This window comes from Motiliproteus sediminis, assembly GCF_017912535.1.
In the GTDB taxonomy this organism is placed as follows: domain Bacteria; phylum Pseudomonadota; class Gammaproteobacteria; order Pseudomonadales; family Balneatricaceae; genus Motiliproteus; species Motiliproteus sediminis.
Window position 1 is genome coordinate 64,366 of the sequence record NZ_JAERQK010000002.1, and the last position, 23,594, is coordinate 87,959.

Here is a 23,594-nt window from a genome sequence, read left to right on the forward strand (position 1 = left end):
GTCAGTGGGTCCAGATATAGCTGAGCCAGCTACCGCCGACAAAAGCGGTTCCCAGCACCGCGTGCTTGACGATCAACATCTGCTTCTTCACCTGCCAATTGTCTTTGCTGATACCGCCGTCACCCTTGCGATCGAACAGAAAACGGAATAGCCCGGTCAGACACACCAGCAGCAGTGATACCCAGCAGAAGGTGAAAAAGAAGCTGTTCAGCTCCGCCAGCCAGGGGCCCGGCGCGCCCAGTTCGAACGCTTTTTCGCGCAGCACGAAGATGGTAACGAAACTGCCAAACCAGAGGCCGGTAAACAGGTCGTGACAGAAGTTGTTAAGCAGAATCAGCCAGGGGCGCATGAGTAGTCCTAAAAATATAAAAGGTGGTGTGTCAGGTCGCAGCCAGTTTTTCCACTTCAGCCCGGCAAACACCCTCCACCAGATCCAGAGTCACCAGTCGATGGCCGGTTGCGGCACACCAGTCGGGCAGATCATCAACAAAACCCGGGTCGTCAGCCAACACCAGACAGCGACAGCCTCCGTCGAGTTCCTCAAGGCGGGCGGTCAGGCGAATAAGCGGCAGAGGGCAGACCAGCCCGCGCAGATCGAGCTCTATCGACACGCCGTATCTCCCTGCGGATAAAGACCCATAGTCGAGCATCAAATACGGCCAGAAGACTACCGGAAGCCCCCAGCCGGCACAAGGCGCGCGGCGCGTGGCATTCCGCACGATCAAAGGGAACGCGCCAAAACAGCTGCAAGGAGCTAAATAGTCTGTAACAAACACCCAGCGATAGTGGCTATATCGGTATATCCAAGCGAACACGGCAGCAACATAGCTATGAGGCTATTGGCTGTTGATGACTACTGGACGAGTAAAGCGGCTTTTCCTGCTCAAGCAGATGACGCTCGTGATCCCGCTGCTGGAGCGCATACTCTATCTCGGTTAGCCGCTGTAAAATACCGCTGCTGTGATTCATGTCGCAAGGTGATTAATCCCGTTCCAGCAAGGATATAAATTCATCGAACTTGGCCAGCTCGCCTTCATGCTCAGACCAAGCTCTAATCGCATTCAGGTCGTACTCCCCTCGTTGGTCTTTTGCGACCCAAAGCGCTTGCTGAAAAGCCTGCCGATCTCTCCAGTGAAAAAACGCCGCTAAGCGGTCCTTAATGCAGTCTTCAGCAGTGATCAGCGAAAACGTGCCGAGCGGTGTGGTCAACGTAGCCCACTGACGAATCGGTTGATCACCTACGGAGAGAGGTCCTGGCGGGAACTCCACTAAAAAGGGGCAACAGGGATGTTCGTAGTAGCGACCAATCGGGTAAAATCCGAGTTTCGCCATCGCTGCTTTTAAGTGTTTGCTCGGAGTGTAAGAGCGATCGACAAAGTCGAGATCGTCTGACTGATAGAGGTTATCAGAATAGATCGATACGCAAGTGCCGCCGACCAGAGTGACATCAATGCCCTCGTTTGATAGATGGGAACCAATCAGCCCGGCCAGGTCTCGGGCGCTAATGGTGGAATAGTCAATCTCACTCATGCGCTGTTCCGCCGTTGAAGTGGTTTATCCGGTTTGCGTGGCCGTCGACGATTTTCCAGCAACGACTCTCGCAGCGTCTCTGGATAGAACTCAATGATTCGCTCGATCAATGCTCTTAATTCGTCACGATAAACACAGCGGGGATTCAAACTGAATACCCGCGTGCGGCCTACAAAACGGCTGCACAAGACGCCCGCAGTCTCAAGCTTTTCAGCTTGCGCCTGGATGGGCGTTAGCGGTGCATCAAAGAAGGCAGCAATTTCCCGCGGATAGCCTTCACCCCGGGCAACTAAGTAAACCAGCACCCGCTCTTTATTGATGTTACCAAGTAGCCCTTCCAGCATGTGATGGTGTCCAGTGATTGTGCGATCAATAAACCAACATAAAACCCATATGAACCAAATAGTAGTTCATATCATCCTGTTTTTAAATCATGGTGATCGGGGCGTATACAGGTACACTGAACCTTGACCAATACAGGCTTGCTGTACCTGTCCGCTGTTCATGATGTGGCCCGCCTTGGCTTAAAGCCTAGTTAGACGACTATTCTGGAACTTCGGTAGCTATTCTCTGAGGGTAGCGCCATTGCTCAACACCAAAGCGCTGGAATTTCCATCGACACCCGATGAGCATGAAGGACTGGGGCAGTAATCCCGGTGTGACGTATTCAGACTTAAGGTCGTTTTTCCGGGCACCGCTGTGAGCAACTTGAAGCCCGTGCCACAGAATCTGTCACATTTTGTCACATGGCCATTTGCTGACCCCAGAAACGGAAAAGGCAGATCAGTAAGTAACTGATCTGCCTTCCGAAAATTGGTAGCGGGGGCCAGATTTGAACTGACGACCTTCGGGTTATGAGCCCGACGAGCTACCAGGCTGCTCCACCCCGCATCAACGTGGAGCGCATATTATTGATCGGTTGGAGGTTCGTCAAGCGGATTTATGAAAGATTTACGACTTTTCCATAACGCGACCTCTGAAGATGCGTTGTATTACGTCATGGACCCGATGTGTAGCTGGTGCTGGGCCTTCGCCCCAGCGCTCCAGTCGGTGGTGGATGACGACCGCTTGAACCAGCCGCTGGTCTATGTGATGGGCGGACTGGCGGCGGACACAGACGATCCTATGTCGCCCGCCATGCAACAGCAGATCGCGCGGATATGGCAGCACATTGAAGCGCTCACCGGGGCCCGTTTCAACCATGCTTTCTGGCAGCAAAACAACCCTCGCCGAGCCACCTTTGCAGCCTGCCGTGCCGTCATTGCGGCAGAGGCTCTTGCTGCCGGCGCATTCGCAGCGATGATTGATGCCATCCAGCGGGGTTATTACCTGCGCGCACTCAACCCCTCCGAAACCTCGGTTTTAGTGCAACTGGCGGAGGAGACAGGACTGCCGTCCGCACCCTTTGCCGACCTGCTCGCCTCTGAAGCGGTCACGATTCGGCTGACCGAGCACCTGCGTTGGCGTGATCGACTGCTGGTACAGGGTTATCCGGCGTTGGTTTACTGGCACGAGCAGCAAGCGATACCGGTGATCAGCGGCTATTGCGCCCGGGCCGAGCTAGAGCAGGCCTTGCGCAGACGTGGTCTGCTGAGAGAATGAAAACCGGAAAAAAAGAAGAAAAGAGAAGAGAGGTGCGACGGCGACGCCGCCGCACCGGACAGCTTAGCTGCGAACCACCGATACGTCTTCAGCCTGCAACCCTTTATCGCTCTGAACAACATCAAAGCGTACACGCTGACCTTCGGTCAAAGAACGGTGCCCCGTGCCACGGATGGAACGAAAATGGACAAATACGTCGTCACCCTGATCCCGGGTAATAAAACCAAACCCCTTGGTCACGTTGAACCATTTCACCGTGCCGGCCTCGCGATTGTCGTTAGCGTCGTTGACATACTCGACGCCATCATTACCGGACACGACAGCAGAACCGCCTGACGCGGACAACAAACTACTGAGCAGACAGAGCACGAACACCGTGCCGCCGGCTGCCACCAATTGTCCCTCAGGTAATCCCGCCACCGCTTGCAGCACAAACGGTGCGACCACCGCCGCAATGGCGCTATATACAACACTTTGTAACATTGACTTTGTTTTCATTATAAACTTCTCACAACATGAAGAATTTAAACAAATATCTCGGGGACCCACTCTAAACACCCCCGAAAACTGGCAACATAGTTAGATTCGTTCCACGCCGTTTACAGCCTGAAAGGTCTCGCCAACCGTTGCCTTGGTCGAGCGCGATCCTTCCTGAACGTGCGGAACAGCCCCACTATATAACGATTGCCACCAAAAAATTCAACAGCTTAATCCGGCAACAGCAGCCGGCGAGGGACAGCAACATGGATCTGGAAGCACGCCTGATCGAACTCGAAACCAAACAGGCGTTTGGTGATGACGCGCTGGAACAGCTGAGTGATGCGCTGGCCCATCAACAGCGGGAAATAGAAGAGCTGCGCGAAGCAGTTAAACTATTGCACCAACAGCTGAAAGCGGTGCAAAACAACCCTGGCAGCAATGCTGCGGACGAACCGCCACCACCCCATTACTGAGATCGCTGCAAAGCCTTCAGTGCGTAGATATCAAAACGCCCGGACTTGCCCTCCAGACTGTGACTGGGGCGGTGATCAGCCAGGTAAGGTGCCTTGCGCGGCCGCTTAACCACCACCCGTGCCAATGCCACATCGAGGGCCATAGGCAACAGTTCGCCGGCATCCTCGTCAGCGCCGACCAGATCGCGAAACAGGCGCATCTCCTTCTTCACTTGTGCGCTTTTGTTACTGTGGGGAAACATGGGATCGAGGTAGACCACCTCGGGGCGCGACGACTCCGGCGCGCCAAGCCGTGACCGTAACCAGTCATGAGCAGAACCTGGCTGGAACGTCATTCGGGCAACGATCTCACCCACCTCAGGGTCATCCGCTGCCCGCCGCAGCCCATCATCCAGCAGCAAGGCAACCACCGGGGCTCGTTCGCACAGCGTTAGTTCGCAGCCCAGCGACGCCAGTACGAAGGCATCACGCCCGAGACCGGCGGTCAGGTCCGCGATCCGGGGGCGAACGCCACTCCGAATGCCGACCGCTTTGGCGATCTGCTGACCACTTCCGCCGCCAAACTGGCGCCGGTGAGCGACCGCGCCGCCGAGAAAATCGACGCGCACCGGCCCCGGTGCCTTGCGCCCGGTTTCCTGTGCGGCCAGACCATCAGCAGCGACCACCAGAACCACGCCCCCCTCTTCGACTTGACGCAGATCTGTCAGCACCGGCAGCAGCGGTACCTGCAACTGGTCGGCAAGGAGTCGAGCACGGGATTGTTCAGTTTCAGTTGCAGCAACCACCTGCAACGGCGGAGTCAGAGGTGAACTCATCAATTCAGGCGTACAGGTCGATACCCAGCAGCTCGCTTTCACCGGGCTGCCAGTTAAGGCTGGCGTTGGTCAGATAGAGAGAGATCGCTTCCCGCCCGGAGAACGGCAGGGTGCGATCAGTGGAGTAGAAACGGCTGTTGTCACTTTGTCGGGCAGCGTCAGCGCGCTCGAGCGGCGCCGCCGAGCGTTGCTTGCCGCCACCCTCATCCTGCTCGCCGACCGCAACAGGCGCCTGACGGGCCGATGGTTTGGGCAGAAAAGGAGGTAAGTTGGAGGCGGCGCCAATCCGCATGCAGTGATGTCCTTAGCCGGCAGCAGTGATTGCTGGCATTGTAGCCGACTCTCGCCAGCAAACCAATGCGCTAGCGTCAGGCCGGCAACATCATCCAGACACCGACCAGGGCGGTCCCCAGCAGCAACCGATAGAGCACGAATGGCCACATACCGATGCGGTTCAGCAACACCAGAAACACGTGAATACAGGCATAAGCACTCACCGCGGATAATCCGGCACCGAGGCTGATATCGAGCCAGGGGGCGCGTTCGCCCATCTGGATCAGCTCCAGTGTCTTGTAGCTACCGGCGGCCAGGATCAGCGGCGCCGACAGGTAAAACGAGAACCGGGCCGCCGCTTTACGCCGCAGTCCCAGCATCAGGCCCGCGGTAATAGTGATCCCCGAACGTGACGTACCCGGGATCAGCGCCAATGCCTGGGCGCAACCAATGATCATCACGTCGCTAAAGCGCATGTCACGGGAGATACGCCGCTCGGTTCGGGCATGATCCGCCCAGCCCAACAGCACGCCAAAGACCACCGTGGCGATCCCGATCACCAGCATCGAGCGTAGGTGTTGCTCGATAAAATCATTGAACAGCAACCCCGCCGCTACCGCAGGCACAGTGCCCACAATCAGCATCCACCCCAGGCGGGCATGGTAACTGGTGCCACCGCCGCTGACCTGACGCAACCAGCCGTAGATCAACAACATGAAGTCGCGGCGAAAATAGAGCAGCACCGCGGCCAGGGTCCCGACATGGACAGCGACATCGAACGCCAATCCCTGATCCGGCCAATTGAGCAGCTCACTGGGCAATACCAAGTGCGCCGAACTGGAAACTGGCAGGAATTCGGTCAGTCCCTGAATCAGCGCCAATACCACGATATGGAACAGCGGCATCAGCGCGCGCCCCCCTTCTTGTGGGCCACATCATCACGCAGGTAGAGCGGCTGCGCCGCTTCTGGCGCCATCGCCTCGCCACGTTTAAACGCCACAGCCGCCAACCGGGCCATGGCCCCTGCGGCAGGTTGCAGTTCCGGGTCTATCGCGTGAATGCTGCCTGTTACCGCCGCCGGCATCTCGGCCGCAAACTGCCAGCCGGTGCCCGCGCCAAGCCAGTGCTGGCCCAGATCCAAGTCGTCTGGCACCGCAATTCGCGCAGCCGCCCCCACATGCTCCGCACCCACCAGCGTCACGCTGCCACCGGCGCGGCGATAAAAACCCCAGTAGACTTCGTTCATGCGCGCATCAATGGCGGCCAGTACACCCTCACCCGGCTGCTCCTGCAGACGCGCATCGGCCAATGCGGCCAGAGTCGAGATCGGCAGCAGCGGCAGATTCGCTCCCAACGCCAGCCCTTGCGCCACGCCGGCGCTAATACGCAAGCCGGTGAACGAGCCGGGACCGCGCCCAAAAGCGATCGCATCCAGATCCGTGAGCACCAGGCTGGCATCGATCAGCAGTCGTTCGACCATCGGCAACAACAGCTTGGTATGCTGACGCGGCGCCTGCTCATACAGTTCGAGGCAGCGACCATCCAGCCACAGGGCGGCGGAACAGGCCTCCGAGGAGGTATCAAGGGCGAGGATTCGGCTCATGGCGCACGGGGTCCGGATTCAAGGTCGAAAAGAAAAGGCGCCATTCTACCCCGAGGAGCGCGCTTAATCAGCAGCCGTGTCCTGTTCCCAGCGAGTCAGTATGGTGAGCGCCTGCTCACGGCTCTCTCCGCAATGCTCCGGGTGGGGTTGAAAGCGCCCGCAAACAACCGGCCGCTGCGGCAGCCCAAACAGCTTGCAGTCGAGATTTTCAGTTAACTGTACGCAGGCGACACCGGCCGGTTTACCCTCGGGCATACCGGGGATGGCGCTGGATATGGCAGGTGCGATACAGCAGGCAGCACAGCCGCGGCGGCACTCCATCAGAGGCGAATCATGCTGACGGTTCACCCCAGCGCGGCAGCAAGGTTTGCGCCACGCCGAGATGATCGAGAATCCGCGCCACCACAAAATCGATCATTGCCTCGACGCTTTGCGGTTTCTGGTAGAAACCGGGACTGGCGGGCAGGATCACCGCACCCATGCGGGTCAGGCGCAGCATGTTTTCCAGATGAATCTCCGAGTAAGGTGCTTCACGCGGCACCAGGATCAACTGTCGGCGCTCTTTCAGCGCCACGTCCACGGCGCGTTCGATCAGGTTATTGCTGGCACCCGTAGCAAACGCCGACAGACTCCCCGTGCTGCAGGGGCAGACCACCGTGGCCGAGGGCGATCCGGAACCGGAGGCCACCGGCGCCATCCACTGCTCGCGGGAAAACACCCGTATCTGTCCGGGACCGGCTCCGTACAGCTCGCTCAGATAGGCTTCCGCCTTGGTGCTGTCAGCCGGCAGCGACAGCTCGGTTTCAGTGGCGACCACCACCTGCGCCGCCTTGGACACCATCACGTAGACGCCGACATCGGCCGCGACCAGGCACTGGATCAGACGCAGCCCGTACTGCGCGCCGGACGCGCCGGTCAGAGCCACGGTCACTTGAGTGGGCGCGCTCATGGCGCCGCCTCCAGCGCCGCCATCAGCTTGGCGTGGATACCGTCAAAACCGCCATTACTCATGATCACCACGTGCCCCCCGCTGTGCCGATAGGCCTTCACAGCCTCAATGATAGCATCGACGGAATCGTAGACCGCCGCCGGCACCGGACTGTCATCCACCACTGGTTGCAGCGCCCAGTCCAGCCCCGGCGGCTGATACCAGAATACGCGGTCGGCGCTGGCCACGCTGGGTGCCAACAGGTCACGATGGGTACCCAGGCGCATGGTATTGGAGCGTGGTTCGATCACCGCCAGCAGCGGCGCGCCCCCCAACCGTGCGCGAGCGCCCGCCAGAGTGGTGGCGATGGCCGTTGGATGGTGGGCAAAATCGTCGTAAACGGTCAAGCCGGCCGCTTCACCAACCTTTTCCATTCGCCGCTTGACCCCCTGAAAGCAAGACAATGCGTCAGCGGCCAGCGCCGGCACTACACCGACGTGGCGCGCCGCCGCCATGGCAGCCAGCCCGTTCATCACCGAATGCTGACCACTCTGGTCCCAGTCGACCGTCGCCACCCGCTCGCCGTTCAACCACGCCTCGAAGCGGCTGCCGTCATCCTGCAGCAGGCGCGCCTGCCAGTCCGACTGCCGGTCACTGCCAAAGCGCACCACCGGCGTCCAGCAGCCCTGCTCCAGCACCCGCGCCAGATTGGGATCGGCACCGGCAACTACCAACTGCCCGGACGCCGGCACGGTACGCACCAGATGGTGGAACTGCCGCTCGATCGCCGCCAGATTGTCAAAAATGTCGGCGTGGTCGAATTCGAGGTTATTCAGAATCGCGGTGCGCGGGCGGTAGTGAACGAACTTGGAGCGCTTGTCGAAAAAGGCAGTGTCGTATTCATCTGCTTCGACCACGAAAAACGGCGTATCCCCCAGGCGCGCCGAAAGGCCGAAGTTGCCGGGCACTCCGCCGATCAGAAACCCGGGGGCCATGCCGGCATGCTCCAGAATCCAGGCCAGCATGCTGCTGGTGGTGGTCTTGCCGTGGGTACCGGCTACTGCCAGCACCCAGCGCTGCTGCAGCACTTCACGGGCCAGCCACTCAGGGCCAGAGGTGTAAGGAATATTCTGATCCAGTACGTATTCGACGCAGGGATTACCTCGCGACAGCGCATTGCCCACAATGACGAGGTCCGGTTGCGGATCGAGGTGCTCGGGCAGATAGCCCGGCAATAGTTCGATCCCCTGCTGTTCGAGTTGAGTGCTCATGGGGGGGTAGACGTTGGCGTCACAGCCGCTGACACGATGACCCAACTCTTTGGCCAGCAGCGCCAGACTGCCCATAAAAGTACCGCAGATACCAAGAATATGAAGATGCATGAACAACCTGAAGCCTGTGGTTAAGGGGAGCAATAATACCAGCTCGCGCAATGCCGGTTGAACAGGATCAGAAACGCTCTGCTAGGCTAAGTTCAAATTGCCCGATTTGTGTCATAAATTACCGAATTTCATATGCAATGGCGACGAGCTTCACGTATCATGCACAGCTCATTTTTTGACCCGCAACGCACCGTCGCGATCGACTCGAGTTTTCACTCCGAAACACCCGCTCAATCAAAGGCAAATCAATGCTCCGGCTTACCCAATTTCTGAAGCAATACAACACCGACACCGAACTGGTCGAACTGATCAACCTGATGATGTCCGCCTGCAAAGAGGTCAACGCCAAATTGCACGACGGTGCACTGGCCGGTGTCCTTGGCGAGACCGAGCAGGAAAATGTTCAGGGCGAAACGCAGAAGAAGCTGGACGTACTCGCCAACGACCTGCTCAAGCATGACCTGGACGAATGCCATCTGGTGCGTGGCCTGGCATCTGAAGAGGAAGACCTGCCGGTCGCCTGCAATCCTGACGGCCGTTTTCTGGTTGCCTTCGATCCGCTGGATGGCTCATCCAACATCGACATCAATGTCACCGTGGGCACCATTTTCTCCATTCTGGAAGCCCCGGCTGACTGCCACGGCGACGAGGAAGAAGCCTTCCTGCAGCCGGGCGACAAGCAGGTTGCCGCCGGCTATGTGCTTTACGGCCCCTCCTGCATCCTGGCCATCACCACCGGTAAGGGCGTCCACATGTTCACCCTGGGCCACAACGGTGAATTCTATCTGACCCGTGAAAACGTGCGGGTGCCGGAAACCACCAAAGAGTTCGCCATCAACATGTCCAATCAGCGCTTCTGGGAAGCGCCGGTGCAGCGTTATATTGCCGACCTGCTTCAGGGCGAAGAGGGCCCGCGCGGCAAACGTTACAACATGCGTTGGATCGCCTCCATGGTGGCGGAAGTGCATCGCATCCTTACCCGCGGCGGCGTGTTCATGTACCCCTGGGACAACCGCGAGCCCCACAAGCCGGGCAAGCTGCGGTTGATGTACGAGGGCAACCCCATGAGCATGCTGATTGAACAGGCCGGCGGTCGCAGCATCAATACCCGCCAGCGGATTATGGAGGTGCAGCCGACCCAGATTCACCAGCGGGTATCCGTGGTGCTGGGCTCGCGTGAAGAGGTGGATGTGGTACAGCGTTACCACGAGGAAGCCGACGCCAACTAATTCCGACTACCTTCCTTGGTCTTATTGGGTTAATGTCACGCCTCTTCTATAATGCGTGACATCCCCAATCATTCACGTTCAAGGAATAGGCACAGATGAGCTTCCAGAAAGTCCCCGCGGGCAAAGACCTGCCGAACGATATCTACGTTATCGTCGAGATTCCGGCCAACGCCGCTGTACCGGTCAAATACGAGATCGACAAGGACTGCGATTGCGTCATGGTCGACCGTTTCATGACCGCTCCGATGTTCTACCCAGCCAACTACGGCTATATCAACAACACCCTGGCCGACGACGGCGACCCGGTTGACGTGCTGGTTATCGCTCCGCACCCGGTACTGACCGGCTCGGTGATCCGTTGCCGTCCGGTGGGCATTCTCAACATGACCGACGAAGCCGGCGAAGACGCCAAGCTGGTGGCCGTGCCGCACGAAAAACTGTGCAAGGAGTACGGTCACATGCAGGATGTCGAGGATATTCCGCAACTGTTGCGTGACCAGATCAAGCACTTCTTCGAAAACTACAAGACGCTGGAACCGGGCAAGTGGGTCAAGGTTGAAGGCTGGTCCGATGCCGCCGCCGCGCGTGCGGCCATCGAAGCAGGCGTTAAAACCTACGAAGCGGGGAAATAAACAGCCATCCGCCACAAGCCCGGCCGATCAGCCGGGCTTTTTATTTGCTCAATAAAAGTCAAAAGTCGCGCCCAAAATAACGTAATTATCGTCACTATCCAGCGCGAACTCCCCCAGAATAGCCCGCCCGCTCTATAACTCGAGACTCAGACGCACATCGGTGCTGCTGGCATCGCGTTTGACCAGGTATCCTAGCTGCAGGCTCACGCCGGGCTCCCAGTCGGTTTCAGCAAAACTCCTCACATGGAGGCCGCCATAGAAAGCAGCCCTTCTGCCCCAATGCTCAAAACCGCCCTGATACTGGACACCGCCTTCCAGCGCCGCGCGTTGCTGACGCTTTTCATTGCCCATACCAAACGCCCAGCTCGGCTCGACGTAACTTTGCCAGTTTTGCTTCCAGGTCCATGCAACACCGACCGCGAGTGCATCACGGGTATACCCAACTCGCTTGCGCCCGGTAGATTCGATGTATTCATCACCGAGATGCGCCGACAAATGCTTGTAGCCGACACGCAGTGCGATGGTGTCGTGCCAGTCATAAACACCGAACAGGCCATACACTCCGTCCCAACCAACCGCATCCAACGAATTACCGGCATCAAACTGGGTAAACAGCCCGCCTTCCATGTCGATAGACCATTCGTTCCCTGACGGATCAATAGCCCGGAATAAAGTGTAGCGGGTGCCGGCATCGAGTACGATCCGCGCGGCTGACGTTTCAGCAATCGTGCTATCGATCAAGCCGGCGGCCACCTGCATTCGAGGCCGACGCGGATCCGCCACATAGGCGGGGTAGGGTTGATCATTGGGATCAAACTCCCATTGCCAAGCCACCGTTTCGGCAGCGGCATGAACATCAACGGCGCCCCCCAGAGCAAAGACCGCCAACACCCCATAGCAACCTGCCTTACCTCGTCTGGCCACGACACCTCCTCACCAAGATCAGTGTTATACCTGCGACTCAAGGCTCGCAACGGATCAGCGGTACATATAGTTCATCTTCGCTGAGCCCGCCGTGCACCCCGATCATGGGGTGGAAATGCTCTTGGAGCAGCGTATCCCGCACCACCCAGCGCTCCCGGGGCAACAGAATACGATCACCGATGCGGCGTCCCAGCTCGGCCATCGGCACTCCCAGCCCAAACAGCCCTTGATCCATTAACTGCTCGCTGGAGTAATTATCGATTGCCGGTAGCTCGCTGCGCAGATAATCATCGAAAGCATCGCCACAACCTTCACGCAGATAACAAAAAGCGGCGCGCGGTTCACCACACAGCGGCAAAGCAAGCAGATCCTGGAGCTGCGGATGCCGGCTGAGCATCACTGTCTCGGCCGGCGACGTATCGACCAAGCCATGATCAGCGGTAACCAACAGTAGCGTATCCGTCCCCGCCAGATCCTCGGCAAGGCGCCGAATCCCGCTATCGAGTTCGGCAAAATGGGCGGCTACTTCAGGGCTGTTGATGCCAAACTGATGCCCCAAAGCGTCCAGCTCGGTCCAGTAACCCCAAACCCAAACCCCTGAGTCCTCGCGAGCGGCACTTTGCAGCTGCTGAAAGAACTGCGCCAGCGACCGGTGCGGCCGCCGCGGCACGTCGCCGAACAGCGCCACCGAGTAGGGCGAATCAGCGATATAAGCCGGCTGAGCCACGCTGACCGAGCGCCACAGTCGCGGCAGCAGCGGCTGACAGCCGAGCATGCTTTCCGCCCTGACGCCCTGCTCGGCAAAGCTCGTTGACCCGCCCCGCGGCATGAAAGGCAGCGGCATCACCACCCCTCCCAACTCGCGCAGATAGGTAAACCAGCCGGGGATACCATGCTGCTGTGCAGGTACGCCCAACGCCAGCGCGGTTACGGCGGCAGCAGTGGTAGTGGGAAACACCGACGTCAAACGCTCTCTGCGGTGACGGGCGAGAAAGCTGCCCGGATACTGCTGCAACCAACGGTCGCCAAGACCGTCGATAACCAGCAGCACTACCGGACGCTGGTCTAGACGGGCATCAGCAAGGCTTGCAAGCGGGGGATAAAGCTCCGCTGCTGGCGCATGGGTACCAGCAAGCGCGGAGATCAGATTGACGATCGAGCGGTGATAATCGGGTTTAAGCATCGCCCGATTATAGTTGGTCAGCGCTCCAACGCCTCGAACAGCGCCACAAACTCCTGCGTCAGCTTGTGCTTGGGCGCGTAATGGATCAGCGGTACGCTTTCGTTGTGGGATTCCTTCATCTTCACGGAGCTGGAGATATAGGTATCAAGCACAGGCAGGTTGTCTTCGCGCAGCCCGTCAACGATTCGCTGCGGCAACGATGCCCGCGGCTGGAACTGGTTGACCACGATACCCTCGACATGCAGCTCAGGGTTATGGTCCAACTGAGTTTCCTGCACGTTTTCCAACAAGGCATAAAGCGCCTGGCGAGAGAACTCATCGCAGTCAAACGGAATCAAACACCCCTTGGCCGCCACCAGTGCCGACAAGGTATAAAAGTTAAACGCCGGCGGGGTATCAATATAGACAGCATCGTAGCCTTCCAGGCTGTCCAATGCTTCGCGTAGTTTGTAGATCTTGTGCTTGGCTTCAAGCTTGGCGTGGAGATCTCCGAGCGCCGGGTTGGAAGCCACCAGATGCAGGTTTTCGAATGGCGTTGCGGTGACATAGGCCTCAAAGCCGCTGCCGTTAAGGCGAAAGGTGAGGCTCTGCTCGAAAAAGCCCATCACATCATGTTCAACATGATTCACCCCTTCACCGAGCAGGTACTGACTGGCGTTGCACTGGGGGTCGAGATCCACGAGCAGAGTACGCTTACCGCGACTGGCACTGATGGCAGCCAGATTAGCCGCGATGCTGGATTTACCCACTCCACCCTTCTGGTTGAAGACCACTCTACGCATCGAACACTCTCCCATCCCTTGATCGCGCCCGCTGAGGGCTGTTGTCTCGACTATCAGTCCAGCAACCGAATACGCGGCTGCTCGCTAATCCGGAAATTAGCCCGGATTCGGTACTCTTCCCGGCGGTCATTGAGGCGCTGATAGAGCCAGCGACCGTCAGCATCCGTCGGCGCCTCTATGGTGACCCGTGAGTTACGCGCTTCGATCAGATCGGCAAAACCCGCCAGTTGCGCCTTCAAATCACCACTGCGGCGGCGAAGTTCGCGCCGGTTGATCGCCAGTTGTGACTGCGCACTATCCTCAACGGGAATGGCGACAACAGGAGGCTCAGCCACCGCGGGCTCAGGTGCCGCCGGGGCCGGTTTCGCAGATTGAGCCGGAGGCGCTGCAACCACCGGTTGACGGACCTTGGCGACGCTTGGCTGACGCTTGGGAATAGCCGCCTTCAACCCCGCGATCGCCGGGTGATCCGGCATCACCATGGTCGCCCTGCTCAGGTAGCTGCGAGCCGACTCGTACTGCCCTTCTCGCAACGCAGCATAACCCCAATCCACATAGCTGTCAGCGATTTTTCTCAGCCCCGTAATGGCCTCTTCATGCTCCGGCAACAGCGCTATCACCTCGCGATAGTCTTCCCAGGCATTGTTCCCCAGGGGCGAGGTATAACGGCGGGCTTTCATCGACTGCTCCGCCCGATCCAGCAGCATCAGCACCCGCTGGATCTGCTCAGCAGATAGCGCAGCGGCGGCGGCACGCGCCCTATCGCCGCGCGCTGACGCACCGACAGACGCCTCCACCACCAGCGGTTCCGACGGCGGTGACGAGGCACACCCGCCCAGCAGGAAAACCGCCCCGAGCACCACCACCGAAGCCAAAAATCTGCGCATATAAATCTCCCCACGACCGAGCGCTCATGCTAACACGGCAGCAAGCCCACCAAACAGCCTCAAAAACCCTGCGCCAAGTCAAAAAAAACCGACTAAAATGCAGCCATTGTGACGCTAACTACCGTGAAAAGATCAAAAACGTTTAGCTGTCTGGACAGCCCTTTGCAATGCTGGCAAACTAGCCCGCTCGACGTGTCACGCAACCCATTCAAGGCGATTTAATGGCCCGCATCCTGTTGATCAACGGACCCAACCTGAACCTACTGGGCACCCGCGAACCTGAAATCTACGGGGCAACCACCCTGGCAGATATCGAGCGTTCCGTCACCCGGCAGGCAGAAGGGGCCGGCCATCAGCTCGATTGCTACCAAAGCAACGCCGAGCATCAGCTGGTGGAGCGCGTACATCAGGCACAACAGGATCAGGTGGCCTTCATCCTGATCAACCCGGCAGCGTTCACCCACACCAGCGTTGCCCTGCGCGACGCTCTGGCCGGCGTGGCGATTCCGTTTATTGAAATCCATCTTTCCAATGTGCACCGACGCGAACCTTTCCGTCACCACTCCTACTTTTCCGATATTGCGGAAGGAGTCATTTGCGGCCTGGGTACGCAGGGGTACGAATTCGCACTGCAGGCGGCCATCAGCCGGCTGGCAGATCACTAATCGTTACAACCGTTCGTTTTAGAGAAGCATCATGGACATCCGTAAAGTCAAAAAATTGATCGAACTGCTGGAAGAAAGCGACATCAACGAAATCGAGATCAAGGAAGGCGAGGAGTCGGTACGCATCAGCCGCACCTCCAGCGTTGTTCCCGCTCCCGTTGCGGCTGCGCCGGCTCCGGTTGCCGTTGCCGCCCCTGCACCTGTCGCCGCTCCCGCTGCGCCGGCAGCCGCGCCGGCCGAGCCGGCTCTGGAAGGACACGTTGTTCGTTCACCGATGGTCGGCACCTTCTACCGCTCCCCGTCTCCGGGTGCGGCGGCCTTCGTTGAAGTGGGCAAACAGGTCAAAGCGGGCGACCCTATCTGCATCGTTGAAGCGATGAAAATGATGAACCAGATCGAAGCCGACAAGTCAGGCACTATCCTGGCCATTCTGGCGGACGACGGTGAGCCGGTCGAATACGACCAGCCGCTGGTCACCATCGGTTAATTCAGGTTCTCAGCCAAAAGGCATCGCTATGCTAGATAAAGTTATCATTGCCAACCGGGGTGAAATCGCACTACGAATCCTGAGGGCCTGCCGCGAGCTGGGCATCAAGACCGTTGCGGTTCATTCGCAGGTTGACCGGGACCTGCTGCACGTTCGTCTCGCCGACGAAGCGGTCTGCATCGGCCCCAACGCGTCAAAAGACAGTTACCTCAACATTCCCAGCCTGATCTCAGCCGGCGAAGTGACCGATGCGGTGGCGATCCACCCGGGCTACGGGTTTCTGGCTGAAAACGCCGATTTCGCCGAACAGGTCGAGAACAGCGGCTTTGTCTTTATCGGCCCCAGGGCCGACACTATCCGCCTGATGGGCGACAAGGTGTCCGCCATCGAGGCGATGAAGAAGGCCGGCGTCCCTACCGTTCCCGGCTCCGATGGCCCGTTGACCGACGACAACCAGCGCACCATGCGTATTGCCCGTGAAATCGGCTATCCGGTCATCATCAAGGCCGCCGCCGGTGGTGGTGGTCGCGGTATGCGCGTAGTCCATACCGAGGCGTCGCTGATCAGCTCCATGCATGTCACCCAGAATGAGGCGAAGGCCGCCTTTGGTGACGACACCGTTTACCTCGAAAAGTATCTGGAAAACCCGCGCCACGTTGAGGTACAGGTACTGGCAGACGGCCAGGGCAACGCCATCCATCTGTTTGATCGCGACTGCTCCATGCAGCGCCGTCACCAGAAAGTGGTTGAGGAAGCCCCCGCGCCCCACATCGATGAAGCGGCTCGCGCACGCGTACTCAAGAGCTGTGTCGATGCCTGTATCGAGATCGGTTATCGCGGTGCCGGCACCTTTGAGTTCCTGTACGAAGACGGCGGATTCTACTTCATCGAGATGAACACCCGTGTTCAGGTGGAGCACCCGGTGACGGAAATGGTTACCGGGGTCGACATCGTCAAGGAGCAGCTGAAGATCGCCAGCGGCCACCCCCTGAGCATCAAGCAGGAGGACGTCAAGCTCAACGGTCATGCGTTCGAATGCCGCATCAACGCCGAAGACCCCAAGACCTTCCTGCCGAGCCCGGGCAAGGTCAACTACTTCCACGCCCCCGGCGGTCTGGGAGTACGCGTCGACTCGCACCTCTATAGCGGCTATACCGTACCCCCCTATTACGATTCGCTGATTGCCAAACTGATCACCCACGGTTCGGACCGTGAAACAGCGCTGACCCGCATGGAATGCGCGCTGGAAGAGATGGTAATTGATGGCATCCGCACCAATATCCCGTTGCAGCAGGAGATCTGCCGCGACGCCAACTTTGGCAAGGGTGGGGTGAACATTCACTATCTGGAGAAGAAGCTCGGCCTGTGATGCCGGACTGAGCACTCCCCAAGCCTCTTTGCCGCGCGACGGCAAAGAGGCTTTGTTGTTTTATCCGCATGACTTTTGACCGAGAGCGACCCGACCATGCCCTGGTTACAGATGAAAATGGACATCCCGCCGGCACTGGCCAGCGACTATGAAGACCTGCTGCTGGAGGCTGGCGCCTGCGCCGTCACGCTGGAAGACGCCGCCGACCAGCCGCTGTTTGAGCCGCAGCTGGGCACCACCCCGCTGTGGGATGCCACCCGCATTATCGGCCTGTTCGATGCCGAGAGTGACGTCACCACCATCCAGCTGGAGATCGCTGCCGCCCACAGCCGACTGGCGCCAGAGCTGTCGCTAACCCGGGCCAAGTTTGAGATCCTCGAAGACAAGGACTGGGAACGCGAGTGGATGGACAGTTTTCACCCCATGCGTTTCGGTCAACGACTGTGGGTCTGCCCCAGCTGGAAGGAGGTTCCGGACCCCGATGCCGCCAACCTGATGCTGGACCCGGGCCTGGCATTCGGTACCGGTACCCACCCGACCACCGCCCTCTGCCTCGAATGGCTGGAAGCGGAAGACCTCAACGGCAAGTCGGTGATCGATTACGGTTGCGGCTCCGGTATTCTCGGTATCGCCGCGCTGCTGCTGGGCGCCGCCGAGCTGAACGCCACCGATATCGATCCACAAGCATTGCAAGCCACCCGCGACAACGCCAGTCGCAACGGCATCGATGCCGACAGCATCAAGCTGGATTACCCGGACAAGCTAGCCTGCGCGCCGGCGGACCTGCTGGTAGCGAATATTCTCGCCGGTCCACTGCAGGAACTTGCACCGACTCTCAAGGCACTGGTCAAACCGGGCGGCCGACTGGCGCTTTCCGGCATCCTCGACACCCAGGCGGCAGCCGTGGTCGAAGCTTACAGCCCCTGGTTCGAACTGGAACCGGTGGTAACTCGTGACGAGTGGGTTAGAATCAGCGGCACGCGTCGTTAAACGGACTTGCCGGCCTCATGCACCAGCGCCTGATCACCCAATGCCCCTGCTGCTTCACCCGCTTCCAGATCACACTGGAACAGCTGCATACCGCTGATGGCCTCGCCCGTTGCGGCAAGTGCGAGGCCATCTTTTCCGCCACCAGCCACCTCGAAACCTCTATTCCCGAGTTGCCTGAAAGACACGGCCGACCCGCCGCCTCCCCGATTGACGCCCTTGACGCAGAACCCGTGCTGTTGATGGCATTGCCGCGCAAACGATCACCCTGGGTAGCTGCATTCTGGACCCTGACCACGCTCACCGGCCTCCTTTTCGCCCTGGCCCAGTACGCCTGGTTCGAGCGGGACCGCCTCGCGGCCGATCCGCGTCTGGCCCCTCTCTACCAGCTACTGTGCCAGCGGATAAGCTGTAATCTTCGCCCGGCCACTGATATCGCAGCCATCGTCAGCCATCGTCTGATAGTGCGCGACCACCCCCGCCGCGACGGCGCGCTGGCCATCGACCTGCTACTGGAGAACCGCGCCAGATTCGAGCAACCCTTCCCGGCACTTAAGCTGGTATTCCAGACTCTGGATGGCCGCCCTACGGAGGCGCGTATCATCCATCCGCGCGACTACCTGCGCAGCGACTTTAATAGCGAGTCGTTGATGCCCCGCAATAAAACCGTGCAACTACATCTGGAACTCGCCGCACCGGCGACGCCCAGCCCCGGCTACCAGCTGGAACTGGTTCCGGCTCACCTGAGCGAAGGTTAAAAGGGGTCTTTTTCCTTTTCCACGACCGCCCCAGAGGGTATCATTGGCGGTTCTGTGTACGGGCAACCGTACCACCTGACCCGATCCAATTTTTCAGCCTGAATTCGAGCCCACGTGTACAGCATCGGTCCTTATCGTATCGACAGCCGCACTATTCTCGCGCCCATGGCCGGCGTGACGGACCGACCTTTCCGTCAGCTCTGCCGCCAACTGGGTGCGGGGTTGGCGGTGTCCGAAATGGTGACGGCCGACAAACGCCTCTGGAACAGTCGCAAGTCTCGCTTTCGACTCAACCACGAGGGGGAAGCCGCACCACGCATCGTCCAGATCGCCGGCGGAGATCCGGCCATGCTGGCCGAGGCGGCACGCCTGAATGTCGAACAGGGCGCCCAGATCGTTGATATCAACATGGGATGCCCGGCAAAAAAGGTGTGCAACAAGGCAGCGGGCTCAGCCCTGCTTCGCGACGAGGCTCTGGTGGCCGATATTCTCGAAACGGTGGTAGCTGCCGTTGAGGTGCCGGTGACCCTGAAGATTCGTACCGGCTGGGATACCGACAATCGCAACGGCCTGCGCATCGCGCGTATCGCCGAGCAGTGCGGCATCCAGGCACTGGCGGTCCACGGGCGCACCCGCGCCTGCGGCTACCGGGGCGAAGCGGAGTACGACACCATCGCGGCGATCAAGGCAGCGACCTCACTGCCGGTGTTCGCCAATGGTGACATCACCTCACCGGAAAAGGCGGCCGAAGTACTGGCTTACACCGGTGCCGATGCAGTAATGATTGGTCGGGCAGCACAAGGGCAACCCTGGATCTTCCGGGAGATAAACCACTATCTGGCCACCGGCGAACGCCTGCCAGCCCCAGATCACGCAGAGATAGAAACGCTGCTGGTGGGGCATATTCAGGCACTGCACCAGTTCTACGGTGACTATCTGGGTGTACGCATTGCGCGCAAGCACCTGGGTTGGTATCTGACCGCCGTTGCAGGCGAGTCAGCCAAAGCATTCAGACAGCGGTTTGTCGCACTGGAATCGAAAGACGAACAACTTCAGGCTATCGGCGCATTCTTCGCCGGTCTGCAGTCTCAGGATACACAAGCGGCATGACGACAATGGCACTAGGTAACTTACAAAACGTGAACGATTCTCTTCAGGAACAGCCGATTCAACTGGCAGAAACCGCGGCCAACGAGCCTACCCAGCAACCCAAGCGCCTGCGTGACAGCGTTGCCGAGGCGATGCAGCACTACTTCCAGCAACTGGACGGCCAGCCTGCTACCGAGGTTTATCAGATGGTGCTGGCGGAGATCGAGGCGCCGCTGCTGGAAGCAGTAATGCGCTACACCCGCGATAACCAGACCAAGGCCTCCGAGCTACTGGGCCTTAACCGCGGCACCCTGCGCAAGAAGCTCAAACAGTACGACATGCTGTAACCACCACCAAATTTGGTCGCCGGCGCACGCCCGCGGCCTTTTGCACTTTCAGAATTTACTTTTGCAAACCCAAACCGGCACCGACACATGACCCAATCCCTCATCCCCGTACGACGCGCGCTGATCAGCGTTTCCGATAAAACCGGCATCGTCGAGTTTGCTCAGGCCCTGGCGGCTCAGGGCGTCGAGATCCTCTCCACTGGCGGCACTTACAAACTGCTGCGTGATAGCGGCGTTGATGCCGTGGAAGTGTCCGATTACACCGGCTTCCCCGAGATGATGGATGGCCGGGTCAAGACCCTGCACCCCAAAGTACACGGTGGCATCCTCGGCCGTCGCGGTCAGGACGATGCGGTGATGAGCGAGCACGGCATCAATCCCATCGACATGGTAGTGGTCAACCTCTATCCGTTCGAACAGACCATCGCCCGTGAGGACTGCACCCTGCCGCTGGCGATCGAAAACATCGACATCGGCGGCCCGACCATGGTGCGCTCCGCGGCCAAGAACAACGCCTTCGTTGCCATCGTCGTCAACGCCGACAGCTACGACGTGGTGCTGAATGAGATGAAAGCCAACGGCGGCGCCCTGTCTCAAGCCACCCGCTTTGACCTCGCCGTACAGGCGTTCGAGCACACCGCAGCCTACGACGGTGCCATCGCCAACTACCTCGGCTGCCGCGTGGGTGAAGACGCTCCCAACACCTTCCCGCGCACTTTCAACACCCAGTTCATCAAGGCGCAGGAGATGCGCTACGGCGAAAACCCGCACCAACGTGCGGCTTTTTACGTCGAGCAGAATCCGGCGGAACCGAGCGTCTCCACCGCCCACCAGTTGCAGGGCAAGGAGCTGTCCTACAACAACGTGGCTGATACCGACGCGGCACTGGAATGCGTCAAGCCGTTCCGTGAGCCCGCCTGTGTGATCGTCAAGCACGCCAATCCCTGTGGCGTGGCCATCGGCGACAACATTCTGGAGGCTTATGACCTGGCCTACGCGACCGACCCCACCTCCGCGTTTGGCGGCATCATCGCCTTCAACCGTGAGCTGGATGGCGCCACCGCCCGCGCCATCATCGAGCGTCAATTCGTTGAAGTGATCATCGCCCCGACCGTCACTCAGGAAGCCTCCGACGTGGTGGCTGCCAAGCCCAATGTGCGCCTATTGGAGTGCGGCCAGTGGGATGCCGAGCGCCCCACCTCCTTCGATTACAAGCGGGTCAACGGCGGCCTGTTGGTGCAGGACAACGACCTCGGCATGGTCGATGCCAGCGAACTGAAAGTGGTTTCCGAGCGCGAACCCACCGAACAGGAGTTGCGCGACCTGCTGTTTGCCTGGCAGGTGGCCAAGTACGTTAAATCCAACGCCATCGTCTACGCCAAGAACGGCCAGACCATCGGCGTCGGCGCCGGCCAGATGAGCCGCGTCTACAGCGCCAAGATCGCCGGCATCAAGGCCGCCGACGAAGGCCTGGAAGTCCCCGGCTCAGTCATGGCCTCCGACGCCTTCTTCCCCTTCCGCGACGGCATCGACGCCGCCGCCGCAGCCGGTATCACCGCGGTGATCCAGCCGGGCGGCTCCATGCGCGATGAAGAGGTGATTGCGGCGGCGAACGAAGCCGGAATCGCCATGGTGTTTACCGGGATGCGCCACTTCCGCCATTAATCGATTTCTGGGCTACTGCGCTCGGCCATGCATCGTTGAAAGCCGGTTCAGAATGCTCACCTACTTCAGTAGGCTGCGCTTCTTCACCGGCTTTCGCCTAGCCTGACCTTGGCTCGCGAAGCCCAGACTCCCGATTAATTTACTGGTCAGATTTTGCGAGGAAAAAAGATGAAAGTTCTGGTTATCGGTAGCGGTGGTCGTGAACACGCCCTGGCCTGGCAGGCCGCCAAAGATCCACGCGTTGAAACCGTTTACGTGGCACCGGGTAACGCCGGCACTGCGCGCGAACCGAAGCTCGAGAATGTCGCCATCGACGTGATGGCGCTGGACCAACTGGTTGCCTTCGCCCAGGATAACCGCGTTGGCCTGACCATCGTCGGTCCGGAAGCACCGCTGGTGGCCGGCGTGGTCGACAAGTTCGAAGCCGCGGGCCTGGCCTGCTTCGGCCCTTCAGCGGGAGCCGCGCAGCTGGAAGGTTCCAAGGCCTTTACCAAGGACTTCCTCGCCCGCCAGCAGATCCCGACTGCCGAGTACCAGAACTTTACCGAAGTCGAACCCGCACTCGCGTACCTGCGCGAGAAAGGCGCACCGATCGTGGTCAAGGCCGACGGTCTCGCTGCTGGCAAGGGCGTGATCGTGGCGATGACGCTGGATGAAGCGGAAGCGGCGGTGACCGACATGCTCTCCGGTAACGCCTTTGGCGACGCCGGCTGCCGCGTGGTGATCGAAGAGTTCCTCGACGGCGAAGAAGCCAGCTACATCGTGATGGTGGACGGTGACAACGTGCTGCCGATGGCCACCAGCCAGGACCACAAGCGTGTCGGCGATGGCGATTCCGGTCCCAACACCGGCGGCATGGGCGCCTACTCACCCGCTCCAGTGGTGACCGCGGAGATCGACGCCCGCATCATGAACGAGGTGATCATGCCCACCGTGCGCGGCATGGCTGCCGAAGGCAACCCCTACACCGGTTTCCTCTATGCCGGCCTGATGATCATGGCTGACGGCACCCCCAAGGTGATCGAGTACAACTGCCGTTTCGGTGATCCGGAAACCCAGCCGATCATGCTGCGCCTCAAGAGCAGCCTGGTGGAACTCTGCCAAGCCGCGCTGGCCCGGCGCCTGGATCAAACCAGCGCCGAGTGGGACCCGCGTCCCGCCGTCGGCGTGGTACTGGCCGCCAAAGGCTACCCCGGTGATTACCCCAAGGGGGATGTCATCAGCCTGCCCACCAGCGAAGCCGAAGGCAGCAAGGTGTTTCACGCCGGCACCGCCGACAAGGATGGCCAGGTGGTCACCGCCGGTGGCCGTGTGCTCTGCGCCACCGCCATGGGCAACAGCGTTACCGATGCTCAGCAGCGCGCTTACGAGCTGGTGAAGCAGATCGACTGGAACGGCGTTTACTACCGCAACGATATCGCCTACCGCGCCATCGCCCGCGAAAACGGCTAGCCAATATCACCAAGCCCCGCATGACGGGGCTTGGTGATATTTATCACAAGAT

Annotated in this window: 29 protein-coding genes and 1 tRNA gene; 13 read left to right on the plus strand and 17 right to left on the minus strand. The window is 59.6% G+C overall.

Annotated features, from left to right (window positions below; all coding sequences use genetic code 11):
• Position 1: 1 nt before the first annotated feature.
• The 5 genes from JJQ76_RS04650 to JJQ76_RS04670 form a co-directional block, all read right to left on the minus strand.
• Complete coding sequence (locus JJQ76_RS04650; RefSeq protein WP_210395559.1) at positions 2-349, minus strand: hypothetical protein; 348 nt, start codon at positions 347-349, stop codon at positions 2-4.
• 31 nt (positions 350-380) lie between these two features.
• A complete protein-coding gene (locus JJQ76_RS04655; protein WP_210395560.1) occupies positions 381-611 on the minus strand; it encodes a sulfurtransferase TusA family protein in 231 nt (76 codons plus the stop codon).
• Between the two features lie 370 nt (positions 612-981).
• Positions 982-1,530: a hypothetical protein gene (locus JJQ76_RS04660; RefSeq protein WP_210395561.1), complete on the minus strand. Its 549-nt coding sequence runs from the start codon at positions 1,528-1,530 to the stop codon at positions 982-984.
• On the minus strand, positions 1,527-1,874 hold the full coding sequence (locus tag JJQ76_RS04665) for a winged helix-turn-helix domain-containing protein (protein ID WP_210395562.1): 348 nt from the start codon (positions 1,872-1,874) through the stop codon (positions 1,527-1,529). The genes JJQ76_RS04660 and JJQ76_RS04665 overlap by 4 nt, the downstream gene beginning before the upstream one ends.
• 470 nt (positions 1,875-2,344) lie before the next feature.
• A tRNA-Met gene (locus JJQ76_RS04670) sits at positions 2,345-2,421 on the minus strand.
• A 51-nt stretch (positions 2,422-2,472) separates the two neighbouring features.
• Here JJQ76_RS04670 and JJQ76_RS04675 point away from each other — a divergent pair.
• Positions 2,473-3,132, plus strand: a complete 660-nt coding sequence (locus JJQ76_RS04675) for a DsbA family protein (RefSeq protein ID WP_210395563.1) — start codon at positions 2,473-2,475, stop codon at positions 3,130-3,132.
• Between the two features lie 63 nt (positions 3,133-3,195).
• On the opposite strand, the gene JJQ76_RS18115 is transcribed toward JJQ76_RS04675, so the two are convergent.
• Positions 3,196-3,615 (minus strand): cold-shock protein, encoded by a 420-nt coding sequence (locus JJQ76_RS18115; protein WP_281411953.1) that lies wholly within the window; start codon positions 3,613-3,615, stop codon positions 3,196-3,198.
• A 260-nt stretch (positions 3,616-3,875) separates the two neighbouring features.
• On the opposite strand from JJQ76_RS18115, the gene JJQ76_RS04685 reads away from it, so the two are divergent.
• Positions 3,876-4,085, plus strand: coding sequence for a SlyX family protein (locus tag JJQ76_RS04685; RefSeq protein WP_210395565.1), 210 nt, complete (start codon positions 3,876-3,878; stop codon positions 4,083-4,085).
• Here JJQ76_RS04685 and JJQ76_RS04690 read toward each other — a convergent pair.
• From JJQ76_RS04690 to mpl, 7 genes are all read right to left on the minus strand, one after another.
• Entirely contained in the window at positions 4,079-4,900 is an 822-nt protein-coding gene (locus JJQ76_RS04690; RefSeq protein WP_210395566.1) for a class I SAM-dependent methyltransferase, read from the minus strand. The genes JJQ76_RS04685 and JJQ76_RS04690 overlap by 7 nt on opposite strands.
• A gap of 4 nt (positions 4,901-4,904) precedes the next feature.
• Entirely contained in the window at positions 4,905-5,192 is a 288-nt protein-coding gene (locus JJQ76_RS04695; RefSeq protein WP_210395567.1) for a hypothetical protein, read from the minus strand.
• Between the two features lie 76 nt (positions 5,193-5,268).
• Positions 5,269-6,078, minus strand: a complete 810-nt coding sequence (locus JJQ76_RS04700; RefSeq protein WP_210395568.1) for an undecaprenyl-diphosphate phosphatase — start codon at positions 6,076-6,078, stop codon at positions 5,269-5,271.
• A complete protein-coding gene (gene tsaB / locus JJQ76_RS04705) occupies positions 6,078-6,776 on the minus strand; it encodes a tRNA (adenosine(37)-N6)-threonylcarbamoyltransferase complex dimerization subunit type 1 TsaB (protein ID WP_210395569.1) in 699 nt (232 codons plus the stop codon). Before tsaB ends, JJQ76_RS04700 begins: the two co-directional genes overlap by 1 nt.
• 63 nt (positions 6,777-6,839) lie before the next feature.
• On the minus strand, positions 6,840-7,097 hold the full coding sequence (locus JJQ76_RS04710) for a YkgJ family cysteine cluster protein (RefSeq protein ID WP_210395570.1): 258 nt from the start codon (positions 7,095-7,097) through the stop codon (positions 6,840-6,842).
• A gap of 10 nt (positions 7,098-7,107) precedes the next feature.
• Positions 7,108-7,725: a flavin prenyltransferase UbiX gene (locus JJQ76_RS04715; RefSeq protein WP_210395571.1), complete on the minus strand. Its 618-nt coding sequence runs from the start codon at positions 7,723-7,725 to the stop codon at positions 7,108-7,110.
• Entirely contained in the window at positions 7,722-9,086 is a 1,365-nt protein-coding gene (gene mpl, locus JJQ76_RS04720; RefSeq protein WP_210395572.1) for a UDP-N-acetylmuramate:L-alanyl-gamma-D-glutamyl-meso-diaminopimelate ligase, read from the minus strand. Before mpl ends, JJQ76_RS04715 begins: the two co-directional genes overlap by 4 nt.
• Before the next feature lie 248 nt (positions 9,087-9,334).
• On the opposite strand from mpl, the gene JJQ76_RS04725 reads away from it, so the two are divergent.
• Positions 9,335-10,315, plus strand: a complete 981-nt coding sequence (locus tag JJQ76_RS04725) for a class 1 fructose-bisphosphatase (protein ID WP_210395573.1) — start codon at positions 9,335-9,337, stop codon at positions 10,313-10,315.
• A gap of 95 nt (positions 10,316-10,410) precedes the next feature.
• Entirely contained in the window at positions 10,411-10,947 is a 537-nt protein-coding gene (gene ppa / locus JJQ76_RS04730; protein ID WP_210395574.1) for an inorganic diphosphatase, read from the plus strand.
• Between the two features lie 132 nt (positions 10,948-11,079).
• Here the strand turns inward: ppa and JJQ76_RS04735 are convergent, their stop codons facing one another.
• Genes JJQ76_RS04735 through JJQ76_RS04750 form a run of 4 tightly spaced genes read right to left on the minus strand, consistent with a single transcriptional unit; the run spans position 11,080 to position 14,723 of the window.
• A complete protein-coding gene (locus tag JJQ76_RS04735; protein ID WP_210395575.1) occupies positions 11,080-11,871 on the minus strand; it encodes a DUF1207 domain-containing protein in 792 nt (263 codons plus the stop codon).
• A 37-nt stretch (positions 11,872-11,908) separates the two neighbouring features.
• On the minus strand, positions 11,909-13,054 hold the full coding sequence (locus tag JJQ76_RS04740) for an alkaline phosphatase family protein (RefSeq protein WP_210395576.1): 1,146 nt from the start codon (positions 13,052-13,054) through the stop codon (positions 11,909-11,911).
• 17 nt (positions 13,055-13,071) lie between these two features.
• The gene (locus JJQ76_RS04745) at positions 13,072-13,836 is read right to left on the minus strand and encodes a ParA family protein (RefSeq protein WP_210395577.1); all 765 of its coding nucleotides are present in this window, start codon (positions 13,834-13,836) and stop codon (positions 13,072-13,074) included.
• A gap of 53 nt (positions 13,837-13,889) precedes the next feature.
• Positions 13,890-14,723 (minus strand): hypothetical protein, encoded by an 834-nt coding sequence (locus JJQ76_RS04750; RefSeq protein WP_210395578.1) that lies wholly within the window; start codon positions 14,721-14,723, stop codon positions 13,890-13,892.
• 221 nt (positions 14,724-14,944) lie between these two features.
• Here JJQ76_RS04750 and aroQ point away from each other — a divergent pair, with 221 nt between their 5' ends.
• From aroQ to purD, 9 genes are all read left to right on the plus strand, one after another.
• Positions 14,945-15,388, plus strand: coding sequence for a type II 3-dehydroquinate dehydratase (gene aroQ / locus JJQ76_RS04755; RefSeq protein WP_210395579.1), 444 nt, complete (start codon positions 14,945-14,947; stop codon positions 15,386-15,388).
• 31 nt (positions 15,389-15,419) lie between these two features.
• On the plus strand, positions 15,420-15,875 hold the full coding sequence (accB, locus tag JJQ76_RS04760; RefSeq protein WP_210395580.1) for an acetyl-CoA carboxylase biotin carboxyl carrier protein: 456 nt from the start codon (positions 15,420-15,422) through the stop codon (positions 15,873-15,875).
• A gap of 28 nt (positions 15,876-15,903) precedes the next feature.
• Positions 15,904-17,244, plus strand: a complete 1,341-nt coding sequence (accC, locus tag JJQ76_RS04765) for an acetyl-CoA carboxylase biotin carboxylase subunit (protein ID WP_210395581.1) — start codon at positions 15,904-15,906, stop codon at positions 17,242-17,244.
• 96 nt (positions 17,245-17,340) lie between these two features.
• Positions 17,341-18,234: a 50S ribosomal protein L11 methyltransferase gene (gene prmA, locus JJQ76_RS04770; RefSeq protein WP_210395582.1), complete on the plus strand. Its 894-nt coding sequence runs from the start codon at positions 17,341-17,343 to the stop codon at positions 18,232-18,234.
• 17 nt (positions 18,235-18,251) lie between these two features.
• Positions 18,252-18,989 (plus strand): zinc-ribbon and DUF3426 domain-containing protein, encoded by a 738-nt coding sequence (locus JJQ76_RS04775; protein ID WP_210395583.1) that lies wholly within the window; start codon positions 18,252-18,254, stop codon positions 18,987-18,989.
• A gap of 114 nt (positions 18,990-19,103) precedes the next feature.
• Positions 19,104-20,099: a tRNA dihydrouridine synthase DusB gene (gene dusB, locus JJQ76_RS04780; RefSeq protein ID WP_210395584.1), complete on the plus strand. Its 996-nt coding sequence runs from the start codon at positions 19,104-19,106 to the stop codon at positions 20,097-20,099.
• Positions 20,100-20,155: 56 nt separating this feature from the next.
• On the plus strand, positions 20,156-20,425 hold the full coding sequence (gene fis, locus JJQ76_RS04785) for a DNA-binding transcriptional regulator Fis (RefSeq protein WP_425515226.1): 270 nt from the start codon (positions 20,156-20,158) through the stop codon (positions 20,423-20,425).
• Positions 20,426-20,512: 87 nt separating this feature from the next.
• Positions 20,513-22,090 carry a bifunctional phosphoribosylaminoimidazolecarboxamide formyltransferase/IMP cyclohydrolase gene (gene purH, locus JJQ76_RS04790; protein ID WP_210395586.1) on the plus strand — a complete coding sequence of 526 codons (1,578 nt, stop codon included), beginning with the start codon at positions 20,513-20,515 and terminating at the stop codon, positions 22,088-22,090.
• Between the two features lie 168 nt (positions 22,091-22,258).
• Complete coding sequence (gene purD, locus JJQ76_RS04795; RefSeq protein ID WP_210395587.1) at positions 22,259-23,542, plus strand: phosphoribosylamine--glycine ligase; 1,284 nt, start codon at positions 22,259-22,261, stop codon at positions 23,540-23,542.
• Positions 23,543-23,594: the final 52 nt, after the last annotated feature.